This is a genomic window from Pseudomonas sp. GW821-FHT07G06, assembly GCF_058986625.1.
In genome coordinates, this window is sequence record NZ_JBYSVW010000010.1 from 244,662 (window position 1) to 261,980 (window position 17,319).

6 protein-coding genes and 1 pseudogene are annotated in these 17,319 nt (G+C 55.0%); 5 read left to right on the forward strand and 2 right to left on the reverse strand.

What is annotated here, in order from left to right:
- Positions 1–2,747 (reverse strand): inverse autotransporter beta domain-containing protein (locus AC3WJW_RS18760; RefSeq protein WP_493726950.1); only part of this gene is annotated, 2,747 nt, incomplete at its 3' end.
- Between the two features lie 317 nt (positions 2,748–3,064).
- Between AC3WJW_RS18760 and AC3WJW_RS18765 the strand changes: the two genes are divergently transcribed.
- On the forward strand, positions 3,065–4,273 hold the full coding sequence (locus AC3WJW_RS18765; RefSeq protein ID WP_493726951.1) for an EAL domain-containing response regulator: 1,209 nt from the start codon (positions 3,065–3,067) through the stop codon (positions 4,271–4,273).
- Positions 4,274–4,295: 22 nt separating this feature from the next.
- Here the strand turns inward: AC3WJW_RS18765 and AC3WJW_RS18770 are convergent, their stop codons facing one another.
- Positions 4,296–4,679, reverse strand: a complete 384-nt coding sequence (locus AC3WJW_RS18770) for a hypothetical protein (protein WP_493726952.1) — start codon at positions 4,677–4,679, stop codon at positions 4,296–4,298.
- Between the two features lie 708 nt (positions 4,680–5,387).
- Here AC3WJW_RS18770 and AC3WJW_RS18775 point away from each other — a divergent pair.
- The 4 genes and pseudogenes from AC3WJW_RS18775 to AC3WJW_RS18790 form a co-directional block, all read left to right on the forward strand.
- On the forward strand, positions 5,388–8,144 hold the full coding sequence (locus AC3WJW_RS18775; protein WP_493726953.1) for a Tc toxin subunit A: 2,757 nt from the start codon (positions 5,388–5,390) through the stop codon (positions 8,142–8,144).
- A gap of 35 nt (positions 8,145–8,179) precedes the next feature.
- Complete coding sequence (locus AC3WJW_RS18780) at positions 8,180–12,229, forward strand: Tc toxin subunit A-related protein (protein ID WP_493726954.1); 4,050 nt, start codon at positions 8,180–8,182, stop codon at positions 12,227–12,229.
- Positions 12,230–12,296: 67 nt separating this feature from the next.
- Positions 12,297–16,877 (forward strand): SpvB/TcaC N-terminal domain-containing protein, encoded by a 4,581-nt coding sequence (locus tag AC3WJW_RS18785; protein ID WP_493726955.1) that lies wholly within the window; start codon positions 12,297–12,299, stop codon positions 16,875–16,877.
- Positions 16,874–17,319 (forward strand): annotated as a pseudogene (locus AC3WJW_RS18790) (hypothetical protein); the annotation flags it as partial. The gene AC3WJW_RS18785 and the pseudogene AC3WJW_RS18790, both read left to right, overlap by 4 nt.

Here is a 17,319-nt window from a genome sequence, read left to right on the forward strand (position 1 = left end):
GTCGCGATCGGCACACCGGCCGCGTCGATGACTTCGCCGCCGGCACCGCCACCGCTCACGCCAGGGGCGGTCGCGGTGGTCAGGCTGGAAGTGTTACCCAACACGCCGAAACCGTTCTTCGCAGTGACTTCGAAAGTCAATACGCGCCCAACGTCGCTGGCATCCAACTGATACAGTTCATCGCTGTCGGAATGACCACCGTTGAGCCATTGCAGAGTCGAGGCGTTGATCGCATCACCGCCGTTGGCGCTGAAGCTGTACACACCCGTCAGGGTCGAGCCCACGTGCAGGACACCGGTGATGTCGGTCACACTGACGATCGGGGTAGCCCCCGCATCAATGACTTGACCGCCACCAACGCCGCCGCCGCCACTCACACCCGGCGCAATCATGGTGCTGATGCTGGCGGTGTTACCCACGGTCCCCGCGGAGTCAATTGCGGTGACTTCGAAGGTCAGCACACGCCCCACGTCATCTAGCCCCAGATCGTACACGTTATCGTTATCGGTATGGCCGCCGCCTAACCATTGCATGGTCGAGGCATCATCAGATGACGTAATGCCTCCCCTGTCTCTACCGCTACGGGTCGAAATGAAGCTATACACCCCAACTAGGGTTTGACCTACGTGCAGTATCCCCGTGATGTCGGAGACGTTCACCACAGGCCCCACCGCATCGATGACTTCACCACCACCGAGTCCACCACCACCACTCACGCCCGTGGCATTGGTCGTGTTGACTCTGGCGATGTTACCCAGCACATTGGCGCCGTTCTTCGCGGTGACCTCAAAAGTCAACACACGCCCCACATCGCCAGCATCCAATAGGTACTGGGCGTCGGTATCAGTATGACCACCGTCGAGCCATTGCATCGTAGAGGCATCGGTAGTCTCACCACCGTTAGCGTTGAAACTGTACACACCGGTCAGGGTCTGACCAACGCGCAGCGATCCATTGATATTGACCGCCTCAACGACTGGCATAGCATTTATGTCAAAAGCCGTTGCCTCAACAACCAATTGGTAGCTGGCACTGTTGACATGCAGACCATTCACAAATTGCTGGACAAGCACCACGCCCGAGCGCGCTGCTGCGCCCGGATGAACGATAATCTCACCGCTTGTCTTATCAACAATCACTGCCCCCGCAGCAAGGGGGACGGAGGCATCAAAAGAGAACTCCAACACACTTCCCGGGTGTCGGTTTTGCAGAGCCGGGCCCGGATTGATGAGCGGAGCAGTTGCACTAGAATGCGGCGCAATCACCGTCAAGCTGGCCGCTTCGAAGGTAATAGGCGCCACCTGCGGGATTGGCTTCTCTTTTTCTTTGTAATTGAGCACCACGTTGTAATCGCGCTGGACGAAGTCCTTACGCGCCTGGTCCAGGGGTTTAAGGGCCGTGCCCTTCCCTGGATTGAGTTGCTGCGCCAAGTCGGTATCAAAGGCCCAGCTCAAGCTCATCCCCGCCGACCACTGACCTTCGCCACCTTGAATTTTCTGGTGTTCGGCAGTGAAACCGATCAAGGGAATTGGCTGCCACTTCATACCAACACTGTAGCCTTTGGGGTTACGCTCCAACTGACCACTGCCCAAGGCATCAACACCGTCGCCACTCCACTGGAAGTACTTGGCGGTACCCGCCAGCTTTGGTGCACCCGGCAAGGCGATTTCCGCCCGAGCATCCCAACCCGCGGCTGCGCGTTCGAACAAATCGTAACGTGTTGGATCGGAATTCAAACGATCCCGATCGGACGCCTTCCAACCACTCAAGGGGGCATAGGCGTTAGCCGCCAGCCGCATTTCCTCGGTCCAGGTCTCGACCCCAACGCCGCCTCGGGTATGGTTGTTAGTGAAATCCTGGTCAATGAAGGCGTTCACGCCCAGCATCAAGTCTGCCGCGACTTGCTGGCGATAACCCAGCCCGATATTGCCGATGCTGCGCTCGTCGAACGAGCGAGCACCTATTTGCCCGAACAAAATGTTGTCTGTGCCTTCTAGCAGGGGCTGCAGGTAGTCAAGTTCGAGATCGACATCCTTGGTATTGGTGTTGGCGCGCACCCCAATTTTGGCACGACCATAAGGATTAAGAAGCTCTTCAGCCCCTTGCGACAATGCACTGCTCACGCTGCCAGCGGCCTGCTGCGACAGCAAATCGCCCACGCCTTGCCCACTCTCAGACTTGCGTGCCGATTCATAGCTTTTTGCCGTCTGCGAAACGGTTTGGGCCACTTTCTGCCCAAAGCTCCCCGTCTTAGTCTCGACCTGAGGGGCCGCCTGAACGCCTTTCTTAGGCGACGCTGGCAACAAGATCGAATCTCCAGCCTTCAGCTTTGCAATCTTTGCCTCGCTCATCACCATGCCATTAAGGCGGGCTAATTCACGCACCGAACGGTTATGACCCAGAGCCAGCGAAGCCAGGCTTTCGCCTTTTTTTACTTGATACAGTACATACGCAGGATAAAGAGCAGACTCGCCTTCTGGCTGCTTGGGTACCAGCCATGTGCGATCGGACCAGCCGTAACCACGGACCTGAGTACGCAGGGAGGTCAGCACGGACTCGCTCACCGAAAAACGCTGCGCCACTTCAGTAAGGCTTTCACCCGACTGCGGGACATACAATGCATATTCCTGCTCGTCGGCAATCTTCACACCCTGCGGCGTGGAGCTAGCAATTTTCGTAGCAGCCGTTGCTAGTGGCATGGCAAGGACTTCGTAACCATACAACGCAAGAACGATGCTTGCAGTCAACGACCGCCGACTCTTACTCTTTGAAAAGCCAGAAAGCTCTGGATGGGACTCGCCTCGGGCCGAACACGATTGCTTTTTCACTGGGCATTACCGCCTTTAAAATTCTGCAGCCGTAATAGTGACCAGTCACAACAAAAAAAAAGGCAGGCAAGCTCCGACCATCGCGTAGGGTTTTCCCTCAAAATATTTCGAAACACCCTTCCTTTCGGGGGTGACACCAAATGCTGGCTTTCCCTACATGAAAATGGTGCCCCGACTACATGGTGCCCCCCCAAAATGCTGAGAATCTAGGAGTTGTATCCCTCCGAGCCAGATCAATGAACAGCATCAAAATCCTCGTCCTTGAAGACCATCCTCTAACCCGCCGAGCGCTGATGCTTGTGCTACAACGACTGGGCTACCAGAACCTGTATTCCGCCGATAGCGGCGAGCAGGCCCTCGCCCAACTCAAGACCGAAGGCGCTTTTGATGTACTGATCTGCGACATCGAGATGCCTGGCATGGATGGCTTGTCTTTCCTGCGCCAAGCCGCCAAGACAGGTCATCTCGGTGCACTGATCATCTCTAGCTCGATAGCGCCTGACCTGCGTCAAACCATTCAACACCTTGCGCGACTAGCGGGTTACCAGATATTGGGTGATCTGGAGAAGCCCTTCTGCCGTGACAAGCTGAAAATACTCATGATGCGCTATCAGTCCTGCACCGCACGCCAAATTCCTCGCGCACACCACCAAACACCCACCGCCGCCGAGGTTCAGATCGGGTTGCTTGAAGGAGAGTTCATTCCCTTCTATCAGCCGAAGCTCAACCTTCAGACAATGAGTGTGATCGGCGCAGAAGTCCTCGTTCGCTGGCAACACCCACAGCACGGACTGCTCCCTCCTGGCGTGTTTCTAAAACACGTACAGCAGTTTGGGCTCTTAAACGCCATGACACAGTCCATCACCCAGCAAGCCTTGCGCTTCTGGCGAAAACAGCAGTTAGTCGGCAAACTCCACCTTTCCATCAATCTGGAGGCTGAGCAACTGGCATGGCCTCACTTGCTCGAAGTAATCCAACAGACTCTCGACGCAGAAAAGGTACCCGCTCAAAGCCTCATATTGGAAATTACCGAAACCGGATTGATGCAGGCGCCGATCGCCAGTCTCGAAAACCTCGTGCGCCTACGCCTACTTGGCTGCGGCGTGTCAATCGATGACTTCGGGACGCGTTACTCTTCCTTGCAGCGCGTCTGTGAAATGCCTTGCACTGAACTAAAGCTGGATGCCAGCTTCGTGCGCAACATGAGGGACAACTTTCGCAGCCGGGCCGTGGTGAAGAGCCTCCCGCACCTTGCAATCGGCCTTGGAGTCCCTTTAGTGGCCGAGGGTATCGAAACTCCCGAAGAACTCGCTCTCCTGCAGCGTCTGGGCTATTCAGTGGGGCAAGGCTATCTATTCTCCCGCCCACTTCCTGAAACAGGCTTCCTCCACTGGCTACAACAACACAAACAAATAGAAGCCGAAGCCGAACAAAAGGAAGCTTGAAACATGAGTCAATATCATCCACTCACAGGCCCCAGCAACATCCTAATTGAGGATCACGCCTTCCAGTTGATCGGCCAGGCAATACAGTTAAACCGCCTGGTTTTTTTTCACTTATCTGATCCGCATCCAGACTTTCCAGCAGCTTGATAGGAAAATAATCTTCACTGCACTGACGTGCAGCAACTTCGGCATTGTCGATAGCATCAATGAAAAACGCTAGTTGCCAGCCTGGAGTCGCTCTAGCGAGTGTAGCGACCGCTTGCACAAATCGACGCAGGTAAGTACTTAATAAAAACTGCAAATTTGGGCTGTCGGGCAATACCGGATCACAGAGGCCACGAAAGGCAAGGGTATTTGCGATATGGATTAGACCGCGTTTGGGTTGATGCCGGATATCTTCAGGCAAGCGGTGCGCACCACCGCCAAAGCAGGCAAAGAAAACAATTTCGTATGTGGCTGAAGTCCGGCGGGCCGAGCCCTAGGTCTATCTACGCGCCGAGGTGGGACAGGGGCAAGACTCGTAACGTGTACTTGACCCCTGTCCGATGGTGTGCCGCGCTGGATGCATGGTTTGTGGTTCGTACCCAGCGCCGCTGCGGGCTCCCCGCGCGCGGCTCATCAGACATATTTTCTAATAAATTAACGCAGATTTTTACTGCAATATGACTAGTCTGCGCCTTCAAGTCATTATACTGTATGTCTATACAGTAATATTTACGACAGACACCTCTAGCAAAAGCTCTCCAGCAATCAAGTGCGTCCTTACGCTGGCAGGCCGTTGGCGTCGGTATTTGTTACGCGAAGAAATATTTTCGGAGAGGCAATGCCATCCATCGTTCGAAGTGACGAGTTGAAAATAGCGCTCTGGTTTATTCCTAGCCTGACGACTGAATAAATCAGCGCTTACGAGTTCGTAAAATTTCAGTTCAGTACGTTAAGTACTGAAAACAAGTTGATTAGATAAATTAACTATCAACTTAATCTCGAAACATTATGAGTGTTTTCGCCGCATAACCTTTTTTACAGACTAGCCTTGGATCCAAAGATTCTTTGTCGCATTTCCTTTTACGTTACACATACTTCTTCCACAGCCTGAATTTTAAGGGATTTATCCATGAATGACGTACTGCTGCAATCATTGCGTATTTCAGTTAAAGATGAAGATGCTATCAATGTATTGAAGGATAACGGATTCACATCAATTTTCGATATTTCTCGGGAATCACCACTCGGATTCTGTACGCAGATGACGGCGTTGCCCACTGAGCAGGCGATGACGATTCACCAAGCCGCAAGCCAACGTGTCCAAGTGCTGGAAAGCTTGTACCGCACGTACCTGTCACGCAATGAACCAGTAATGCAAGGCATTCCTAAAATGGGCATTGCGCCTTTCCCAAAGGGACTTGAGGACGCCATGCAGCGCTCATTAGGCGGCGCGCCGGACTTTGATGATCTGTTTCCTGAGCGATCGACCGATGGCTATGCCGAGGCCACGTCGATTCAGTCGTTATTTTCGCCCGGGCGCTATCTGGTAGAACTGTACAAAATTTCCAAAGGATTGCACCTACCCGCTAGCCCGCTGAACATTGACCAACGACGCCCGGATATCAAGGCACTGGTCATGGACGAAAGCGCGTTTCTCAAGGAGGTATCAACCCTCGATATCTTGATTGATGTGTTGCAGCAGGGCATGGCGAATTTGACCCCGCCGGCCCCCATGGTCTCCCTGGAAAACGTTTACTACCCCATGACCCTGCCGTATCACGATAATTTGGTGCAGATACGCAGTGTACTGTCCGCTGATAAGCTGTCGTTGGAACTGATCTGGGATTCCTTGCGCGATATGCAAGCGCTGGCGTTTGAACCCATCCTCACCAGTCGCGCGAGAAAATCGACCAAAGCCGACGTTTTGCCTTCGCCCACCACGCGGGAACAACTGCAACTGACCCCGGCGCTTTACTCATTGCTAGTCGCAGCCCCCGCCAACGCGGCGACAATTCAAAATCATTACAACTTACCCACCGCGACAGATATTGCCGGTCAGTTGAAGGCCGTTGAGGTATTTACCGAGCGAACCGGCCTCGCCTTCAATGAGTTGATCGCCATGACGGCGCAGGTCAATTATCAGGCCTCAACCGAGGCTGATCGATTGATTGGTCAGTACTGGCAATACGGCGCCACGAATGCGGCATCAGTCAATGTATATGGTCAAATCTATATCTCTAGCCAAGGCCCGAGCCCGTTCGCTCTCCTAGTCGGCCCCGCGAAGGATTCAACGACTCGCTTTGAACTCGCGCTAACTGCAAGCAATGCCGTCCACTATGCGGATCGCGCGGAACGGCTTATCCGCTTGAAACGACACCTCAACCTTGAGTTTCACCAACTCGACTGGCTCATTTTTAATGCCAATTTGGGCCGAGGAGAGACTGGGGCTTTTTCTTTGGATACACCGGTCTTGCAAGCCATCGCGGAGTTCAGTCGCCTCTCGAAGACCTATGGCCTCAGCTGCGACGAATTCTGCTGCTTCATCGGTGAGATGAACACCTACGCGTTGCAGCATGAACAAAGTCAATATCAACGACTATTTACCTCTACGACAACGAGCGTCACCGTCCCGCTTTACGCCACTCTCGACTTTGAACCGAATGCCAACGATCCCTATACCCCTATTGTATGCGGCGCCTTGCAAGTGTCTGCCGATGAGTTGTACCGGATGGCGCAACTGGCGTTCGACACGCCTGAAACAGTGACGATGGATTATAAAAAATACGCCCAACTTTATCGCTTGGCGATGATCCCGCGGTTGCTGGGCTTGACGTTTACCGAGGCCAGCATCCTGTGGGAACTGCTCAGTCCTGGACAGGACATCGCCAAATTGATCGCCGGCGTGCCGACGTTGAAAACCTTGGACATCATTCGGCAAACCGAGGCGGTGGTGGCCTGGATGACCAACCATGAGCTGGACGTGCGTACGGTATTTAACCTGACAACGAACGTCTACAGCAGCACGCTCACCCCTGAGCTGTACAACTTTTCCAACAACATCTACACCACCCTTAGCAGCGACACGCTCGCGTTGACCTACCAACCCAATGCGCCGTTGCCGGCGCAGTTGCAGCAAAAGCTCTATCAACTGATCGCTCCGGTATTCAAAACCAAACCCAACGTGATGAGCCGCTTGCTGAGCTGGCAGGATACGAACTTTGAGGCGTTGCCCATGTCCGGTAAAGGCAAGGCTCAAGCTTACGGGCTGGGCAACTATTGGACTGACATCAACACGCTGCACTCCGCCCCAGAAGAACCTCGTAAGGCCAACGTGATTGGGGCTTCAGCCAACGTCGCCCGCTACACCCAAGGCATGGCGCAGTTCGGTCTTATTGCCCAATGGGCGGACCTTTCCGAACAAGATCTGACCCTGATCGTCAACACCCCGAGCTGGTTTATTCAGGGCCTCAATATCGTGGCCAGTCCTTCGTTGCCTTTGCTGTTACGCATTGCTCGGCTCAAACAATGGCTACTGCGCGTAGTGGTACCCATGGCCGAAGCCTTGAGTTATTTCGAGGAAGCCAATCAACCGGACCAATACTATGCAAATGCCCTCAGCAAGCTGGCCTATATCCAGGGTTGGGACATCGAAGCGGCCTTGCTGACCAACAGCTACTTGGTGGCGCAAGGCATCTACAACGAATTTCCGAAATGTTTCGACGATGTCTATCGCTTGGAAACCTGGATGCAAGCTGGGACCCAATTGAACGTCGGCAGCCAGTGCATGAATAACTTGTTTGATATGTCCAAACCTACTGTAGCCGCCGAAAGTTCGGACCTAATCCGCCAAGTCGCCGAGCGACTGGTCACGGCCATTCAGCAGTAGTGGATTTTTCCCAATTGGGTTTTAAGGAGCACATCATGAGCCAACAAACCGCTACCGCTATGAATGCCATCCAGGTTGCCCGGCGTAATGCCTTGGTGGACTATTTCATTGCCTATTGCGTACCCGCAACCCCAATCGAACCCGGTGGCCCCCCGCTAAGCGATCGCGTCACCACCGCCGATGATCTCTACGAATACCTGTTACTCGACACCAAAATCGGCCCGGACGTACCCACCAGTTGGATTGCAGAGGCGATTGCCAGCGTGCAGCTGTACATCAACCGCTGCCTCGGCGGCTATGACCCCGATGTGGATAACAGCGTGACATCGACCATGGTCAAAGAATCGCGCCCAGGCGGGTTTTTATACGACTGGCCTGATTACAATCAGGTGTACTCAACCTGGGCAGGCAAAGAGCGTCTGCAGTATTACCCCTCGGTGTATGTGGATCCGAGTCTGCGTTACAACAAAACAGAATTGTTTAATGCGCTGGAAGAGACCATTAATCAGGGGCGGATTTCCGACAGTCGGGTGCAAACCGGATTTCAGCAATATATGCTGGGGTTTGAGACATTGGCAAACCTAGAAACTATTAGTGGTTACTTAGGTGGCGTCTACGCTTCAGCGAGCAATCGAGACATAATCTATTATGTCGGCCGAACTAAAAACGCACCTTACGATTTTTATTGGCGCAGTTGTAACATGGCCGTTCGCACGGACGCCAATAAAATTTCGGGCGGCGCTTGGTCGCAGTGGCTGAAAATCGATGCCCCGACTGCCAACGCTATAGATGGTATGGTAAAGCCATGTTGGTACAACAAGCGGCTATATATTTGCTGGATTAGTGAGGAGCAGAACGGGGCAACTGGCTCATCGAATGTAACTCCAACGTACAATTATTTCTGCAATACGTGGTATCTTCCAGAGGATGGTCAGTGGGTTTCCTATAAAAAAACACTTATGCCAAAAAAGCCTAATAGATATGAAGTGGTTAATGTAGCCGCTCTAGGCGAGCTGAGGGTGTACTTGGGGGATTCAAGTTGGGATGCGCGTAAATTTATTTGCGCAGATCTGTTTGAGCCTGCCAATAAGGTCAAGGCGGGGCACTTGATGAATTTAGGATATGGGCACTGGTATTATGTCACCAAAATTGATAGCACAACAATTACAATAACGCATGCAGGCACAGCGTCTATAACTGCAACTGTTACGCCATACAAATACAACGGCCTAGCGCAGGCCAGTACGAAATATACATTTCACCCACATACCCCGGTAAAAATTGATATATCGTACGCTGAAAAGCTCTACTTTAGGGACGACTATGGTAGTTATGGACAAATGCTATACTGTTACGGACTTTACTTTTACAATCGTACGGCCCCTATTAATAATCCTCCTTTCTATTTGGAAACTGACTACCTCGAGTTTGATCCTGGGTTCCCTTTGCCAGAGAACAGTCCAAATGGACAGTCCATTGTAATTGACCGCGATGACTTTTCTGCATCATTGAGTGTCAAGCAGAGTGTTGCGCTTTTTGAAGCCAGTGTTCATCCAATAACAGATGATTCTGAAGTTGTTCCGTTATCAAGTCGCATACAAGATAATGGAATGGAGATGGATAAAACTCATGAAATTGCTAGTTTTCCGGAAACTTTGAGTGATGGTGAGGTTGCATCTACTGGGGCCATACAGCAGATTGCGTACTTGACAACTAGTTCTGCAGCATTTTTTACTGCCATGTTGCAGGAAAATAGTATTTCTGGTCTTTTAAGTTATTCTACTCAAACGGCCGAAATCGAACATCACAATACCGCTCCCATCGACTTCAACGGTTCATACGGCTTGTATTTTTGGGAGATTTTTTTCCATAGCAGCTTCCTCATCGCCGACCGTTACCTCACCGAACAAAACTACGCCAGTGCCGAGGAGTGGTACAAGTACATCTTCACCCCCACCGGTTATCGCAATAAATACGGCCAGCAGGAAAAAATCGGCACCGAGGTGCGTTACTGGAACGTGGTGCCCCTGCAAGAGGACCATACCTGGAACGCGGCGATCCCACCGACGGTCGATCCCGACGTCATCGCCATGAACGACCCCATGCATTACAAGATGGCGATTTTCCTCAACTGCATTAACGCACTGATCGAGCGCGGCGACAGTTGCTACCGCATGCAGCAACGCGATTATCTGGCGCAGGCCAAGCTGTATTACCTGGAAGCTTCGCAGATGCTGGGGCCGCGGCCGGTGATTGATTACACCAACAGCTGGCCCAATCCAACGGTAGGCGCCGAAGCAGCGCAGATCGCCGTGGTGGATTTTGATGACCCGGACGCCCCCGCACCAACGGTGCTGACCACCCTGCTACGCGCTTACCTGAGCGGCCAGAACGGTAGTTTCTTGCCGCCCTACAATACAGATCTGTTGATTTACTGGGACAAGCTTGAGGTACGCCTCTACAACCTGCGTCACGGCCTGACGTTGGACGGTCAACCGATGATGCTGCCGTTGTACGCCACCCCCGCCAATCCGCGCGATCTGCAGATTCAGCACGGGGCCGGTAACGGTGTTGGAGGCAATTCGGTGCCGGCCAACCAGACCGTCAGCGAATACCGCTTTGCCGTCTTGGCGGACAAAGCCCGTACCGCCGTGAGCAACGTCATTCAGTTTGGCGCCAGTTTGCAGGGGGCCCTGCTGCAACGCGATAACGAATACATGACCTTGTTGGTGCAAACCCAACAGCAACAAATCGCGACGCTGACCCAAGAGATTCAAGTCAACAACATCGCCTCCCTAACGTCGGCCATTGCGGCTTCTCAGGAGGCGCTCAACGGCGCCAAGGTCCGGCTGGGCCATTACACCGGCCTGTATAACAACTGGATCACTTCCAGTGAGCAATCGGCAATGGATTTGCGAGTCTCCGCCGGGGCGTTGAATACCGCCGCCATGATTCCGATGGCGGTGGGGGCCGGGGTGGAGATGGCACCCAATACCTTTGGTTTCGCCTTTGGCGGATCCCAGTGGGGCGGGGTCGCGAGGGCAGTCGCGTTTGGTCTACAAGGCGGCGCGATGGTGCTGGAAACCTCCGCGCAGCGTCTGGATATCAGTGAGCAATACCGCCGCCGGCGCGAAGACTGGCAGATTCAGCGCGACAATGCGGCCAGCGAAGTGGCGCAGTTGAATGCGCAGATTCAGTCGCAGACCCAGCAACTGGCCATGGCGCAGAAGCAAAGCGCATTGTACGCCCAAGAACTGGATAACCTGCGCGCCCAGTACACGATGCAAACCACCCGCTTTACCGGTCTGGAGCTGTTCAACTGGATGAGCGCACGCCTGTCCTCGCTGTATTACCAGCTCTACGACAGCGCCTTAGCCTTGTGCCTGACCACCAAAGGCGCGCTGGTCCGTGAAGTCGGTACCGCCCAGGCGGTCAACCTGTTCAGCGCGCCTATGTGGAATGACCTGTATCAAGGTTTACTGGCCGGTGAAGGTTTGATGCTGGAGTTGCAGAAGATGGAAAGCACTTACCTGCGCGTGGACAAGCGCGGCTTGGAAATCCTTAAGACCGTATCGCTCAATGCCCAGATGACCCAGGTGGATCCTGCATGGACTTTCAGTCTGTTGGTCAAATTGACGCTGGAAGGAACCAACGCCGGTCACCCAGACGACGGGGTTACTGTGAGCCTGGTCGATGACAACAAACTGGTCGTCATGTTTGACGTTGCCACCTTGGACCTGAGCAACACCTACGGCACTCACAACAAGACGGGGCGATTCAAAAATATCAGCGTCACCCTCCCAGCCTTGCTCGGCCCGTATCAGGACGTTGAGGCGACACTCCAATTACAAACGCTGGCGGGCCCTTCCACTTACGTGGCCTTGTCCCGCGGTCTGGATGATTCGGGGCTGTTTGTGGCCGACTTCAATGATCCCAAATACCTGCCCTTCGAAGGCGATCCGATTGACAGCGGCACATTGATCCTGACGTTCTTTAATGCCGGCCCGTTAGGCAGCCAGCGCGCCCTGGTAGAAAGCCTGGTCGATGTTATTTACCAGCTACGTTACACCCTCAAAGACAACTGACTGAGGGAATTTCTCGGGGGCGTGGCCCCCGGGTCTACGGTAAATAAATACGATCTGAGGACAGGGTATGAACACCAGTCAGGCTTCTACTATGCAAGTAACACCGCCTTCTTTGCCCAAAGGCGGCGGAGCGATTCAAGGGATGGGTGAAGCGTTGGGCAATGTCGGCATGAGCGGCATGGCCAGCCTAAGCCTGCCTCTGCCGATGTCTCCCGGCCGCGGCGATGCACCGACCTTGTCGTTGGGCTACAGCAGCGGGGCTGGCAACGGCGCGTTCGGCATCGGCTGGGGGTTGTCGGAGATGGCTATCCGCCGTCGTACCAGCACCGGCGTCCCGCTGTATCAGGACGACGATACGTACCTAGCCCCCGATGGCGAAATCCTGGTTGCAGAGCGGGATGAGAACCAACAAATCATTACCACTCAACGTTCCCGTTATGGGGACCTGGATTTGGGGCAGAGTTACAGCGTCACTCGTTATTATCCGTGCATCGAGGGCACTTTTACCCTGATCGAGCGCTGGACCCCGGACGCGCCAGAAGAGGATTTTTGGCTGGTGCGCACACCGAACGGTCAGCTCTACTGCCTGGGCAAATCGGCGGACGCACGGATCGCCGATCCGGCGCAGCCCAGTCATATCGGTGTGTGGCTGCTGGAGGAATCAGTCACACCGACAGGAGAGCACATTTGCTACCGTTACAAACGTGAAAACGCTGAAAACTGCACCACCGTAGGTGCAGAGGCGACGCGCGCGCAGACAGCCAACCGTTATTTGCAGTACGTCGAGTATGGCAACGTCAGCGGTTATGCCCCTCTATACGCCTGGGGCCAGTACAGCGCCACGCAAGCCCCTGCGTGGCTGTTCACCCTGGTATTTGACTACGGTGAGCGTACCGTAGACCCGTTGGTCGTGCCGCCACTGCTGCCGACGAACACGTGGCCATGCCGTGAGGACTCCTTCTCCGATTACGCGTTCGGTTTTGAGGTTCGTACCCACCGTCTTTGCCACCAGGTCCTGATGTTCAATCATTTTCCACTGGAACTGGGCCAGGCGGACACGCTGGTCTCGCGTCTGCTGTTGGAATATCAACAATCGCCACAGCTGTCGCAATTACTCGGCGCACAAATGCTTGCCTATGACAGCGACGGTACGGTGCAGGCACAGCCCCCGGCTGACTGGTCGTACAGTACCTTTTCAACTGCTTTTGAGGCGGACCAATACACCCAGTTACCGGCCTTCCCGGGGCTGGATGGCGGTGGGCAATATCAGTTAGTAGATCTGTATGGGGAGGGCTTGCCGGGCATCCTGTACCAGGTCGGTAACGACTGGCGTTATCAGGCTCCGATCCGGGGCACCGGGGGACCCGACGCGGTAAGCTATGCCCCATGGCAATCACTGCCTAAAATTCCCTCCTTATTGCCAGTCGAAGGCGAGCGCAAGGCGCTGATAGACCTCACCGGCATGGGGCGCCTCAACTGGCTAATCGCGCAACCGGGTCTTGCCGGTTATTTCACTTTAAACTCCGACCAAAGCTGGTCAAATTTTGTGCCCTTTCCAGCCTTTCCCTGTGAGTTTTTACAGTCCTCGGCGCAAATGGCTGATCTGGTGGGGGCCGGGCTGCCCGATCTAGCGCTGATCGGTCCGAAAAGTGTGCGGATCTACGACAACAACCGCCAGCAAGGCTATGGCGCCCCGCAAGACGTGGCGCACAACAGTCCAGACCGCTTACCACTGCAAGCCGGCGACCCAGCGTCCCTGGTGGCCTTCAGTGATGTGTTGGGTTCCGGTCAGCAGCATCTGGTGCAGATTCGATACGACCAGCTGACTTGCTGGCCCAACCTGGGCCGCGGGTCCTTCGGTGAACCGTTGGTCTTGGCGCAGTTGCCCTTTGATGTCCTCACGTTTAACCCATCACGGGTGTTTCTCGCCGATCTGGACGGTTCCGGGGCTACCGACCTAATTTATGCCGAATCGGAACGTTTCCTGATTTTCATGAACCAGTCGGGCAATGCTTTCAGCACGACCCCGCTGATTCTGCCGATGCCCTTGGGCGTGCGTTTTGACCAGTTGGACCAGATCAACTTTGCCGATGTCGACGGCACTGGCACCGCAACCCTGGTCCTGACCGTCTCGCACATGCAACCCAAGCATTGGTGTTACACCTTTGCCACCACTAAACCCTACTTGCTTGAATCGTCCAACAACAACATGGGCAGCCACACGGCGATCACCTACCGCAGTTCAGCGCAGGAATGGCTGGATGAAAAACTGGCGCTGCCGGCCAGCGTGTGTGATCTGCCCTTTGCCTTACAAGTGGTCTCCACGCAAAGTTCGCTTGATGAAGTGAGTGGTAATCGGCTCACCCAGCACTACCTTTACCGCCGCGGTGTATACGCCGGAATCGACCGCGAATTTCGTGGCTTCGGCTTCGTGCAGCATCTTGACACTCAGTTGCTGGCGGCCGCCACGGCGGTGAATCTGCCACTGGCCGCACCGACACTGACCAAGGTTTGGTACAACACCGGCCAGGAAGGCGATGAACTGCGCCCAGGCGCCTTGCCCTACGCCAACCCCATGCTCTTCAGCCTCGGCGCTCCGCGGTTTACCCGATTTAATCGCGCTATTGGGGATGATGAGCTGTTGTCGGGTGTGGACAGTTCGACGCAGTACCAACTGTTCCGTGCCCTTAAAGGCAGTGTTGATCGCACAGAGGTGTATGGGGTTGACGGCAGTGGACTGGAGGATGTGCCCTACAGCGTCGAGACCAGTCGCTCACAGGTACGGCTGCTGCAAGGTACTGCCTCCGCCAACGGCTACTGCGTGGCCCTTCCCATGGCCCTGGAATCACTAAGTGTCGGTTACGAGCGCATTGCTGAAGACCCGATTGTGCAGCAGCAAATTACTCTGCAGACCAATGAGTTTGGCCTGGTGCTGTGGAGCGTGGCAATCAATTACGCCCGCCAGCCACAGCCCGGAAACAATCCTTATCCGCCTAACGTACCCGATGAACTGTGGCGCACTACCTACGATGACGGACAAGTGCCGCTGCGCCTCACCGAAAGTCGCAGCCGGGTGTACAACCTGCGCGAGCCGGACGTGTGGACCTTGGGTTTGCCGTTTCAGCAGCGTCAGAATGTCCTCACCTACCTCGACGACTACGGTTGTTACCCGCTGACGCCCGATGGACTGAGTTACGAGGCATTGACGGCCCCGAACAGCCTGATCGCGCCAGCCCAACCACGGACTTACGCCGGGCAAGCGGTAACGTTTTATTTTAATGCCGCCGGCACGGCGGTCGTGACTTCGGGTAACCCACCCCCCTTAGCCTTGGTGCACCACCAGGAAGTGGCGGAATTTGACGCTGAATCGTTGATCGCATATGCCGGCGTTCCAGGACTGGATCTAGAGACCGCCTTGCCCGTCGCTGGCTATCTCAAGCGGAGCAAAGTGTTGTCCACCGGCTTCACCGAAACGGTTCCCGACGTGTGGGTGCTTCCCAGCGGCTACAGCACTTACGTCGAGGGGGGGCAATGGCTACCTTTCTACCGTGCACGCACCACCCAAAGCACACCCATAGTGGGGCCGAAAACTTACACTTACGATACGCATAGCTGCGTCGTGACTTCGGTGACCGACGCACTGGGCAACCGCGTGCAAGCCGTTTATGACTACCGGTTTCTCAGTCCCATGCGGACCATTGACGCCAACGAGAACACCGAAGAAGTGTTGTTTGACGCGTTCGGGCGTGGGGTTGCGACCTCCCGTTACGGCACCGAGCTGGATGTGCTGAATGTCCCGGTCGCAGTCGGCTTTGCCCCACTGGATATTTTTGATCCCCATGCGCCAGCCTTGCGCAGCATTGAGACGGCGTTGGCCGCGCCTGCAGCCGCGATTCAGGAGGCGGCGAACGTCTTTCTGTACGATCTGTACAACTGGATGGGACTACCTTTCGAAGCTGAGCTGTTAGAGGGCATCTCAGAAGAAGAAGGCCTTGCACTACAGCACTTTTTGCAACGACAACAGTGGTTGAGTTTCAACGGTCACTGGCGCTCACGGGCATATGCCTGGGCGCGGTCGGCGGCGCCATTGGAACAGGTGCCGACGGTTGTGCAAGACGCGTTGCGGCAGGCTGTTCGGCGTCCGGTCGAAGTCGCCACCATGGTGTCCGATCAGTATCCGGGCAGTGTGCCTGCGCCACAAATCAGGATCGGTCTGTCCTTTATTGACGGCTTTGGGCGCACGCTGCAAGCGAAGCAAAAATGCCCGCCGGGGCTGGCGTATGTGGTGAGCGCGGACGGTCAATTGGAACTGCAGGATGGCCAGCCGGTGCAGCGCGATACGGGAGCGGCTGACCGCTGGGCCGTGTCCGGGCGCACCGAGTATGACAACAAAGGGCAAGCTATTCGCACTTACCAACCCTACTTCATCGATCAGCCGGTGTACGTCAATGACGTCGATGCTCGTGTATGGGGATATGCCGACACCCACTATTACGATCCGGTGGGACGCGAATACGCCGTCGTTACTGCCTTGGGATACGTGCGACGCTCCACAGTCTATCCATGGTTCAGCGTGAACGAAGATGAAAACGACACCTTGAAAGAGGTGATGTCGTATCAGCGCGAATCTGGAGGCATCTCAACATGACGACTATATCCACGATCAGTACTGCTGACGTTTGCGTGGCCACCCCCATGGTCGCGGTGACCGACAATCGCGGCCTGCCCGTGCGCGCGCTGCAGTGCAACCGCAGTGCCCCCGGCGCCGCCGCGACGCAACTGATCAGCCAGCAGCGCTACGGCGTGCTGGGTGAGTTGCTGAGCAGCATCGATCCACGGTTGTTCAATGAACAGCTACTGGATCCGCAGGTGGTGCCGAACGTTCGTTACCAGTCCTCCTTGTCCGGCCAGGTCCTGCGCAGTCAGAGTCAGGATGCTGGCGAACAGGTAACGCTATATGACACCGAGCAAGGACTTTGTTGGCAGCACGATAGCCGCGCACAAACCCGGCTGTTTGCCTATGACACCCTGCACCGCTTGAGCTCGATCACGGAACAGAACGATGTCGCAGCCACACCGCGGATCAGTGA

Coding starts and splice junctions, on each gene's coding strand:
- AC3WJW_RS18780 (WP_493726954.1), top strand. CDS start 8,180: ATGAGCCAACAAACCGCTACCGCTATGAATGCCATCCAGGTTGCCCGG.
- AC3WJW_RS18785 (WP_493726955.1), top strand. CDS start 12,297: ATGAACACCAGTCAGGCTTCTACTATGCAAGTAACACCGCCTTCTTTG.
- AC3WJW_RS18775 (WP_493726953.1), top strand. CDS start 5,388: ATGAATGACGTACTGCTGCAATCATTGCGTATTTCAGTTAAAGATGAA.
- AC3WJW_RS18765 (WP_493726951.1), top strand. CDS start 3,065: ATGAACAGCATCAAAATCCTCGTCCTTGAAGACCATCCTCTAACCCGC.